Annotated in this window: 10 protein-coding genes and 1 tRNA gene; all 11 read left to right on the top strand. The window is 68.8% G+C overall.

Features of this window, described 5'->3' with window-relative positions:
• On the top strand, window positions 1–322 hold a 322-nt coding region (locus tag IP86_RS00285; RefSeq protein WP_054160568.1), incomplete at its 5' end, for a DUF2948 family protein.
• 135 nt (window positions 323–457) lie between these two features.
• On the top strand, window positions 458–1,753 hold the full coding sequence (hisD, locus tag IP86_RS00280; protein WP_054160567.1) for a histidinol dehydrogenase: 1,296 nt from the start codon (window positions 458–460) through the stop codon (window positions 1,751–1,753).
• Window positions 1,750–2,241, top strand: coding sequence for a UPF0262 family protein (locus IP86_RS00275; RefSeq protein ID WP_054160566.1), 492 nt, complete (start codon window positions 1,750–1,752; stop codon window positions 2,239–2,241). The genes hisD and IP86_RS00275 overlap by 4 nt, the downstream gene beginning before the upstream one ends.
• A gap of 5 nt (window positions 2,242–2,246) precedes the next feature.
• Window positions 2,247–2,696, top strand: a complete 450-nt coding sequence (locus tag IP86_RS00270) for an arsenate-mycothiol transferase ArsC (RefSeq protein WP_054160565.1) — start codon at window positions 2,247–2,249, stop codon at window positions 2,694–2,696.
• A gap of 310 nt (window positions 2,697–3,006) precedes the next feature.
• Window positions 3,007–4,164: an AAA family ATPase gene (locus IP86_RS00265; protein ID WP_054160564.1), complete on the top strand. Its 1,158-nt coding sequence runs from the start codon at window positions 3,007–3,009 to the stop codon at window positions 4,162–4,164.
• Window positions 4,165–4,259: 95 nt separating this feature from the next.
• Window positions 4,260–4,883, top strand: coding sequence for a Maf-like protein (locus IP86_RS00260; RefSeq protein ID WP_054160563.1), 624 nt, complete (start codon window positions 4,260–4,262; stop codon window positions 4,881–4,883).
• On the top strand, window positions 4,873–5,064 hold the full coding sequence (gene yacG, locus IP86_RS00255) for a DNA gyrase inhibitor YacG (protein ID WP_054160562.1): 192 nt from the start codon (window positions 4,873–4,875) through the stop codon (window positions 5,062–5,064). The genes IP86_RS00260 and yacG overlap by 11 nt, the downstream gene beginning before the upstream one ends.
• Before the next feature lie 174 nt (window positions 5,065–5,238).
• A tRNA-Phe gene (locus IP86_RS00250) sits at window positions 5,239–5,314 on the top strand.
• 267 nt (window positions 5,315–5,581) lie between these two features.
• Window positions 5,582–6,712, top strand: a complete 1,131-nt coding sequence (locus tag IP86_RS00245; protein WP_054160561.1) for an 8-amino-7-oxononanoate synthase — start codon at window positions 5,582–5,584, stop codon at window positions 6,710–6,712.
• Window positions 6,709–7,344 (top strand): dethiobiotin synthase, encoded by a 636-nt coding sequence (gene bioD, locus IP86_RS00240; protein ID WP_054160560.1) that lies wholly within the window; start codon window positions 6,709–6,711, stop codon window positions 7,342–7,344. Before IP86_RS00245 ends, bioD begins: the two co-directional genes overlap by 4 nt.
• Window positions 7,344–8,606: an adenosylmethionine--8-amino-7-oxononanoate transaminase gene (locus IP86_RS00235; protein WP_054160559.1), complete on the top strand. Its 1,263-nt coding sequence runs from the start codon at window positions 7,344–7,346 to the stop codon at window positions 8,604–8,606. Before bioD ends, IP86_RS00235 begins: the two co-directional genes overlap by 1 nt.
• Window positions 8,607–8,695: the final 89 nt, after the last annotated feature.

Raw genomic sequence — 8,695 nt, 5'->3', positions numbered from 1 at the left:
GCTTGATTGGGAGCAGACGCTGGCGGGCGAGCCGGTGCCCGGTCGGCTGATCGCGGCGCTGCGGTTCGACCGCGTGCTCGCCTGCAAGTCGCGCAACATCGACATCGACAAGCCGGACATTGCGCTGGAGATGGTCGGGATCGAGTTCTACCCGGCACAGGAGCCGCCGGGCGGCAGCGTGGTGCTGATGTTCGCCCGCGGCGGCATGCTGCGGCTGGACGTCGAGTGTCTGGAATGCGCGCTGACCGACCTCGGGCCGGATCACCTCGGCGTCGGAGACGGCGAGCGCGACCCGTCCGAGGAGCTCGGCGGCCTCGGCTGAGCCGATTGCCCATGCGCCCGGCGCCGATCCGGCAACCGAAGCGAAAGCCTTCCGGCATAAGGGTTGACGGCGGTAAGTCGCCGCGCCATTGAGCATCAGGCCCGCTTGGGCCGAGATGCCTCCGGAAGCCTGCAAATGCCCATTCGTCTCGATAGCGCCAGCACCGATTTTGCCTCGCAGTTCAAGGCCTTCCTCGCCATGAAGCGGGAAGTGGCGGCCGACATCGAGGCGGCGACGCGGGCGATCGTCGACGACGTCGCGGCGCGCGGCGACGTCGCGCTGCTCGAAGCCACCGCGAAGTTCGACCGGCTGACCCTGACGGCGGACGGCTTGCGCGTCACCGCGGCCGAGATCGACGCGGCCGTGAAGGCCTGCGATCCGGCGACCATCGACGCGCTGAAATTCGCGCGCGACCGCATCGAGTTCTTTCACCGCCGGCAGTTGCCGAAGGACGACCGCTTCACCGATGCGCTCGGTGTCGAGCTCGGCTGGCGCTGGAGCGCCGTCGAGGCGGTCGGCTTGTACGTGCCCGGCGGCACTGCGGCGTATCCGTCCTCGGTGCTGATGAACGCCATCCCCGCCAAGGTCGCCGGCGTTGAGCGCGTGGTGATGGTGGTGCCGTCGCCGGACGGCAAGCTCAACCCGCTGGTGCTGGCGGCGGCGTCGCTCGGCGGCGTCACCGAGATCTATCGCGTCGGCGGCGCGCAGGCCGTCGCCGCGCTGGCCTACGGCACCGCGACGATCGCTCCGGTGTCGAAGATCGTCGGGCCCGGCAACGCCTATGTGGCGGCCGCCAAGCGGCTGGTGTTCGGCCGCGTCGGCATCGACATGATCGCCGGCCCGTCCGAAGTCGTGGTGGTGGCCGACCAGACCGGCAATCCGGACTGGATCGCTGCCGACCTGTTGGCGCAGGCCGAGCACGACGCCAATGCGCAGTCGATCCTGATCACCGACGATGCGGACCTCGCCGCGCAGGTCGAGCGCGCCGTCGAGGGGCAGCTGACCACGTTGCCGCGGGAGAAGATCGCGCGCGCCTCGTGGAGCGAGTTCGGCGCGATCATCAAGGTCGGCAAGCTGGACGAGGCGGTGGCGCTGGCGGATGCGATCGCCGCCGAGCACCTCGAGATCATCACCGCCGATCCGGAAGCCTTCGCGGCCAAGATCCGCAATGCCGGCGCGATCTTCCTCGGCGCGCATACGCCGGAAGCGATCGGCGACTATGTGGGCGGCTCCAACCACGTGCTGCCGACCGCGCGCTCGGCGCGGTTCTCGTCCGGGCTCGGCGTGCTCGACTTCATGAAGCGCACCTCGATCCTGAAATGCGGGCCGGAGCAGCTCGCGGCGCTGGGGCCGGCGGCGATGACGCTCGGCGACGCCGAGGGGTTGGACGCGCATGCGCGCTCGGTGGGACTGCGTCTGAACCGGCGATGAGTGATTCCGAACCAGACGATTCCAACAATCGCATCGTCGCGGTGACGCTCGACGAGGAATCGATCGGGCGGTCCGGGCCGGACATCGAGCACGAGCGCGCGATCGCGATCTACGATCTGGTCGAGAAGAATCTGTTCGCGCCGGAGAACGGCGCAGAAGGTCCGTTCACGCTGCATATCGGCATCACCGGCAACCGGCTGATGTTCGACATCCGGCGCGAGGACGGCACGCCGGTGATCACGCATCTGTTGTCGTTGTCGCCGTTCCGGCGCATCGTGAAGGATTACTTCATGATCTGCGACAGCTACTACCAGGCGATCCGCACCGCGACGCCGGACAAGATCGAAGCCATCGACATGGGCCGCCGCGGCATCCACGACGAAGGCTCGCGCACCCTGCAGGAACGCCTCGCCGGCAAGGTCCGCATCGACTTCGAAACCGCGCGCCGGCTGTTCACGCTGATTTCGGTGCTGCACTGGAAGGGCTGACGCGCATGCGGCAGCCGCAAGCGGTGCTGTTCGCCTGCGGCCTGAACAGCGTGCGTTCGCCGATGGCCGAGGGCCTGCTGCGCAGCATCGCGCCGCGCACGATGTATATCCGTTCGGTCGGGGTGAAGACCCAGGAGCTTGACCCATTCGCGGTGGCGGCGATGGCCGAGCGCGGCATCGACATTTCCAAGCACAAGCCGACGACGTTCGAGGAACTCGACGACTGGGAGGGGCTGAACTTCGACCTGATCGTCACGCTGTCGCCCGAAGCGCACCACAAGGCGCTGGAACTGACCCGCACCCACGCCATCGACGTCGAATACTGGCCGACTTACGACCCGACCGGCACCGAAGGCACCCGCGACCAACGCATCGCCGCCTACCAGGACGTCGCGGACACCCTGATGCAACGCATCTACAAGCGGTTCGGGCGGCACTCAGGGGGGAATGAGTAGTTTGCTCGTGTGCACAACCAGTCCCCGAACCTCTCCCCGAGCATTGCGTAACCTCTCCCCGCGCGCGGGGAGAGGTCGCCCGGCGAAGCCGGGCGGGTGAGGGGGCGTCCCCGCGCGACCGAGCCTTGCTGCTTGTCGCGACAAGCGACGCAGTGCCCGCGTCGCCCTCACCCCAGCCCTCTCCCGCAAGCGGGAGAGGGAGCCTGCCGTGCGCGGAGCGAGCGCAGTGCTTTATAACGTTGCCGTCCTACGTTTGGCTCGCAGCCCCGATCTGCTATCCCGTCCGCATCGTCCACGTCCGGGTCGCCTCATGATCACCCGCCTCGCCGTTTCCGGCTATCGATCGCTGCGCGACGTGCGGCTCACGCTCGGGCGGCTCAATGTCGTCACTGGGGCGAATGGCGCCGGCAAGTCCAGCCTGTACCGGGCGTTGCGGCTGCTGGCGGAGATTGCGCAGGGGCGGGTGGTGCAGTCGCTGGCGGCGGAAGGCGGGTTGCAGTCGACGCTGTGGGCGGGGCCGGAGACGGTGTCGCGGGCGATGAAGCGCGGCGCGCAGCCGGTGCAGGGCACGACGCGGAGTAACCGCGTCGGCCTCAAGCTCGGCTTTGCCGGGCCCGATTACGGCTACGCGATTGATCTCGGCCTGCCGCTGCCGGACGCGACCTCGCTGTTCGGGCGCGATCCGGAGATCAAGGTCGAGAGCGTGTGGACCGGCGAACTGCTCGGCCGCGCCAATGCATTCGCCGAGCGGCGCGGGCCGCTGGTGCGGGTGCGCGACGAGGGCGGGCAATGGCGCGAGGTGTATCGCCAGCTCGCCGCCTCCGACAGCATGATGACGCATGGCGCCGATCCGCGCGACGCGCTCGAACTCCTGCTGCTGCGCGACCGGATGCGCAGTTGGCGGTTCTACGATCAGCTGCGCACCGACCGTGACGCGCCGGCGCGGCGGCCGCAGATCGGCACGCATACGCCGGTGCTCGGCGGCGACGGCGCCGACCTCGCCGCCGCGATTCAGACCATTCTGGAGATCGGCGATCCGGAGGCTCTGGATGCCACGATCGATGACGCGTTTCCGCGGGCGCGGCTGATCGTCTCCGAGCTCGACGGCTATTTCGAGCTGGCGATGCAGCAGCACGGCCTGCTGCGGCCGCTGAAGGCCGCCGAACTGTCCGACGGCACGCTGCGCTATCTGCTGCTGGTCGCCGCGCTGCGCTCGCCGCGTCCGCCCGAGCTGATGATCCTCAACGAACCGGAGGCTAGCCTGCATCCCGATCTGCTGCGCCCGCTCGCCCGGTTGATCGCGGCGGCGTCGGCGCATTCGCAGATCGTGGTGGTGTCGCACGCCGCGGGCCTGGTGTCGGCGCTCGGCCGCGAAGCCGAGTGCCGCGAGATCGTCCTCGAAAAGGAGCTGAGCGAGACGGTGGTGCGGGACGGCGAGCTGCCGTCCTGGAACTGGCCGGCGCGCTGAGGCGTCATGCTGGTGCGCGGGGCCTGTTGTCCCGGCTTTCGCCTTCCGATAGGTTCCGGCTCCTTTCCCGCCACCCGCCCGAATCGAAGTTCCGCATGTCCGGCCGTCCCAAACTCGTTCTCGCGTCCGCTTCGCCGCGCCGGCTCGCTCTGCTCAACCAGGCGGGCATCGAGCCCGACGCGCTGCGCCCGGCCGATGTCGACGAGACCCCGACCAAGGGCGAGCTGCCGCGCGCCTGCGCCACGCGGCTGGCCCGCGCCAAGGCCGAAGCGGCGCTGAAGTCGGTGCAGCTCGACGACGACCTGCGCGGCGCCTTCGTGCTGACCGCCGATACGGTGGTGGCCGTCGGCCGCCGCATCCTGCCGAAAGCCGAACTGGTCGACGAGGCGTCGCAGTGCCTGCGGCTGCTGTCGGGCCGCAACCACCGGGTCTATTCGGCGATCTGCCTGGTGACGCCGAAAGGCGGCTTCCGGCAGCGGCTGGTCGAAACCAAGGTGCGGTTCAAGCGGCTGAACGAAGAGGATATCGACGGCTACGTCGCCTCCGGCGAATGGCGCGGCAAGGCCGGGGGCTATGCGGTGCAGGGCATCGCCGGCAGCTTCGTGGTCAAGATCGTCGGCTCCTACACCAACATCGTCGGCCTGCCGCTGTACGAGACGGTGAACCTGCTCGGCGGCGAAGGCTTCCCGATCCGCCACGGCTGGCTCAATGCCTCCTGAGACGCCCGCCGGAAAGGCCGCCAAGCCGGCCAAGGCCAAAAGCTGCCCGATCTGCGGCAAGCCGGCGACGCCGGACTCGCACCCGTTCTGCAGCGAGCGCTGCCGCGACGTCGATCTGAATCGTTGGCTGTCCGGCTCCTACGCCATCCCGGCTGCACCCGCGGACGACGACGAGGACTGAGCCTTCAGGCGGCGATCCGCGGTTCCGGGGCCCCGGTCTGCCGCCGTGGCCGAGGCGCGATCGGGCCGTCCGGACCATCCCCGATTTTCCTGTCATTTGGATGTTGCGGACGGGTGGACAGCGCCGGTTCGGCTGACTATAAACCGGCGCTCCCCCGGCATCGCCCGGCGGAACGCCCAGGTAGCTCAGTTGGTAGAGCATGCGACTGAAAATCGCAGTGTCGGTGGTTCGATCCCGCCCCTGGGCACCATCCCTTCCCCGATAGACATATTTATCGATGTTTCTCAGCCGCTTGCGCTGAATGCAGCGCTGCGCGCAGACTTGAGCCTGCCCCTCTCCGCCGCATTGCTGCCCGGTCGGGCGGGCATGCGGAGCGCTGGGTTTTGCGGATGAGGCTTCGCGGCTAAGCAGGGCGGCTGCCTGGCCGTCGGCGTCGGCCGCAGCGCCTTGGGGCAAGTGTTTTGGGCGCCGCGCGGGCAGGGTCCGCACGGGCGGCACATCAGGATGAATCACGATCATGCATGAGGTTTTCGAGGCCGATCTGCGCGGGTTGGCGGGGCGGGGGCGGCTGCGGGCGCTGAAGGCGCGGGCGGGGATCGACTTCACGTCGAACGACTATCTGGGGCTCGCCGAATCCGCGGAGCTGAGCCGCGCGGCGGCCGCGGCGGTGGCGCGGGGCGTGCCGGTCGGGTCGGGTGGGTCGCGGCTGCTGCGCGGCAATCATCCGGAGCACGAGGCACTGGAGGCCGAGGCGGCGGCGTATTTCGGCGCCGAGACCGCGCTGTATTTCGGCGGCGGCTTCGTCGCCAATCAGGCGATCTTCTCGACGCTGCCGCAGCGCGGCGATCTTGTGGTGCATGACGAGCTGATCCACGCCAGCGTGCACGAGGGGCTGCGCCGCGGCCGTGCCGAGTTCGTCGGCGTGGCGCACAACGATATCGACGCGTTCGAGACCGCGATCGTGCGCTGGCGCACGGCGGGCGGCAAGGGGCGGCCGTGGCTGTCGGTCGAGAGCCTGTACAGCATGGACGGCGACAGTCCCGATCTCGACGGCCTGTTCGCCATCGCCGATCGGCACGACGCCATGCTGGTGATCGACGAGGCGCACGCCACCGGTGTGCTCGGGCCGAACGGCCGCGGCCTCGCGGCGCGGTTCGAGGGGCGGCCCAACGTCGTCACGCTGCACACCTGCGGCAAGGCGCTCGGCACGGTCGGCGGCTTCATCGTGGCGCCGCGGGTGATCCGCGACTTTCTCGTCAACCGGTCGCGGCCTTTCATCTTCGCCACCGCGCCGTCGCCGCTGACTGCGGCGATCACCCGCGCGGCGATCGAGCTGTCGCGCACCAATCCGGAGCGGCGCGAGCGGCTGGCGCGGCTGGTGACCTTCGCTGAGCGCGAATTGCGCCGGACCTGCGGGCTGCAGGCGTCGGGCTCGCACATCGTGCCGGTGGTGATCGGCGCCGATCAGGCGGCGGTCGCGGTGGCGGCGTCGCTGCAGCGGCGCGGCTTCGACATTCGCGCCATTAGGCCGCCGACCGTGCCGGAGGGCACCGCGCGGCTGCGCATCGCGCTGACGGCGAATATCGACGAGGCGATCGTCGCAGATCTGTTCGCGGCACTGGCCGAAGACATGCGGATGGCCGCATGAGCGCGCGCATCATCGTCACCGGCACCGATACCGGCGTCGGCAAGACCGTGTTCGCCGCCGCGCTCGCCGGCGCGCTCGACGCTGATTATTGGAAGCCGGTGCAGGCTGGGCTCGATGACGGCACCGATCGCGACAGCGTGCTGCAATTGTCGGGGCTGCCCGAAGCGCGGCTGCTGCCGGAAGCGTATCGACTGAACACGCCGGCCTCGCCGCATCTCGCCGCTGAGCTCGATGGCATCACGATCGATCCGGAGCGACTGGTGCTGCCGCGCACCGAGCGGCCACTGGTGATCGAAGGCGCCGGCGGCCTGTTGGTGCCGCTGACGCGGACGCTGCTGACCATCGATGTGTTCGCGCGCTGGCAGGCGCCCGTGGTGCTGTGCGCCCGCACCACGCTCGGCACCATCAATCACACGCTGCTGTCGGTCGAGGCGCTGCGCGCCCGCCACATCCCGCTGCTCGGCATCGCCTTTATCGGCGACGAGAATGCCGAGTCCGAGCGCGTCATTGGCGATTTCAGCGGCGCGAAGCGGCTCGGCCGGCTGCCGCATCTGCTGACACTCGACGCTGCGGCGCTGCGCGCCGCGTTCGCGGCGAACTTCAACGCTGCTGATTTCCTGAAGGCTGATTGATGACCTCCAAATCCCCCGTCTGGCATCCGTTCACCCAGCACGCGGTGCAGCCTGAGGCGATCCCGATCGCGCGCGGCGAGGGCGCGTGGCTGGAAGCAACCGACGGCCGGCGCATCTATGATGCGATCTCGTCCTGGTGGGTGATCACCCACGGCCATCGCCATCCGCACATCGTGCAGGCCATCAAGGCGCAGGCCGACAGGCTCGATCAGGTCATCTTCGCCGGCTTCACCCACGAGCCGGCGGAGCGACTGGCGCGGCGGCTGATCGAGATTACGCCGCCGCAGCTGGAATACGTATTCTTCTCCGACAGCGGCTCGACCTCGGTCGAGGTCGCGCTTAAGATGGCGCTCGGCTTCTGGCGGCATCGCGGTGAAAGCCGCACGCGCATTTTGGCGCTGCAGGGCGCGTATCACGGCGACACCATTGGCGGCATGTCGGTCGGCGAGCGCGGCGTGTTCAACGCGCCGTATGATCCGCTGCTGTTTGCCGTGGACCGCATTCCGTTTCCGGAATCGGGCCGCGAGCAAATGACACTCGATGCGCTCGACGCTGCTTGCGCGGCAGGTGGCGTTGCGGCGCTGATCGTCGAGCCGCTAATCCTTGGCGCCGGCGGCATGCTGATCTATCCGCCCGCGGTGCTGGCGGAGATGAAGCGGGTGTGCGAGCGGCACGATGTCCTGTTCATCGCCGACGAGGTGATGACCGGCTGGGGCCGCACCGGCACCCGCTTCGCCTGCGAGCAGGCCGGCATCGCGCCGGACATCGCCTGCTACTCCAAGGGCCTCACCGGCGGCTCGCTGCCGCTGGCGGTGACGCTGTGCCGCGGCGACATCTTCGACGCGCACTACTCGCCCGACCGCACCCGCACCTTCTTCCACTCCAGCTCCTACACCGCCAACCCGATCGCCTGCGCGGCGGCGCTGGCCAATCTCGAAGTCTGGGATAGCGAGCCGGTGATGCAGCGCATCGACGCGCTCACCACGCTGCAGACCCGCAAGCTCGATCGCTTCCGCGTCGATGGCCGCTTCGAAAACGTGCGCCAACTCGGCACCATCGCGGCGCTCGACGTCGTCGCCGGCGATGCCGGCTACATGGCGAATATCGGCCCCATGCTGTACGAGGCCTTCCGCGCCCGCAATCTACTGGTCAGGCCGCTCGGCAACACGATCTACCTGATGCCGCCTTATTGCAGCACGGAGGCGGATCTCGATCTCGTGTATGACGCGATCGACGAGATCGTCGATCGGCGTGCCGTTTGACGTCGGCTGGATCGCGAGTTGAAACGCGCACTCCAATTAGAGCAGCTCTGCTTTTCTTGGAATCAAAGGGGAAGATCAGTGACTGCCGC

The sequence above is a fragment of the Rhodopseudomonas sp. AAP120 genome, assembly GCF_001295845.1.
Lineage (GTDB): Bacteria > Pseudomonadota > Alphaproteobacteria > Rhizobiales > Xanthobacteraceae > Rhodopseudomonas.
Note: the sequence above shows the minus strand (reverse complement) of the source record. Positions and strands in the feature narration are given on the sequence as shown.

Coding starts and splice junctions, on each gene's coding strand:
- hisD (WP_054160567.1), top strand. CDS start 458: ATGCCCATTCGTCTCGATAGCGCCAGCACCGATTTTGCCTCGCAGTTC.
- IP86_RS00275 (WP_054160566.1), top strand. CDS start 1,750: ATGAGTGATTCCGAACCAGACGATTCCAACAATCGCATCGTCGCGGTG.
- IP86_RS00270 (WP_054160565.1), top strand. CDS start 2,247: ATGCGGCAGCCGCAAGCGGTGCTGTTCGCCTGCGGCCTGAACAGCGTG.
- IP86_RS00265 (WP_054160564.1), top strand. CDS start 3,007: ATGATCACCCGCCTCGCCGTTTCCGGCTATCGATCGCTGCGCGACGTG.
- IP86_RS00260 (WP_054160563.1), top strand. CDS start 4,260: ATGTCCGGCCGTCCCAAACTCGTTCTCGCGTCCGCTTCGCCGCGCCGG.
- yacG (WP_054160562.1), top strand. CDS start 4,873: ATGCCTCCTGAGACGCCCGCCGGAAAGGCCGCCAAGCCGGCCAAGGCC.
- IP86_RS00245 (WP_054160561.1), top strand. CDS start 5,582: ATGCATGAGGTTTTCGAGGCCGATCTGCGCGGGTTGGCGGGGCGGGGG.
- bioD (WP_054160560.1), top strand. CDS start 6,709: ATGAGCGCGCGCATCATCGTCACCGGCACCGATACCGGCGTCGGCAAG.
- IP86_RS00235 (WP_054160559.1), top strand. CDS start 7,344: ATGACCTCCAAATCCCCCGTCTGGCATCCGTTCACCCAGCACGCGGTG.